This window comes from Trabulsiella guamensis ATCC 49490 (assembly GCF_000734965.1).
GTDB classification, from domain to species: domain Bacteria; phylum Pseudomonadota; class Gammaproteobacteria; order Enterobacterales; family Enterobacteriaceae; genus Trabulsiella; species Trabulsiella guamensis.
This window is the reverse complement of sequence record NZ_JMTB01000254.1, coordinates 1-273: the sequence shown is the minus strand read 5'-3', so window position 1 is coordinate 273 and position 273 is coordinate 1. Positions and strand designations below refer to the sequence as shown.

Genomic DNA, 273 nt, shown 5'->3' with positions numbered 1-273 from the left:
AGGGGGGGATTGACTCGCTTCGCTCGCCCTGCGGGCAGCCCGCTCACTGCGTTCACGGTCTGTCCAACGTGCTACAGCACGTTGTCGAACCCCGGTCGGGGATTCTCATCCCCCCTGGTGCGGCGCTACATGCGAAAAAAAAGCCCGCATTTGCATGCGAGCTCTTCTTTAAATATGGCGGTGAGGGGGGGATTCGAACCCCCGATACGTTGCCGTATACACACTTTCCAGGCGTGCTCCTTCAGCCACTCGGACACCTCACCATATTGTCTT

The 273-nt window shown here is 58.6% G+C and carries 1 tRNA gene; it reads right to left on the bottom strand.

What is annotated here, in order from left to right:
- Positions 1–175: 175 nt before the first annotated feature.
- Positions 176–263: transfer RNA gene (locus tag GTGU_RS23815), tRNA-Ser, on the bottom strand.
- Positions 264–273 lie beyond the last annotated feature (10 nt).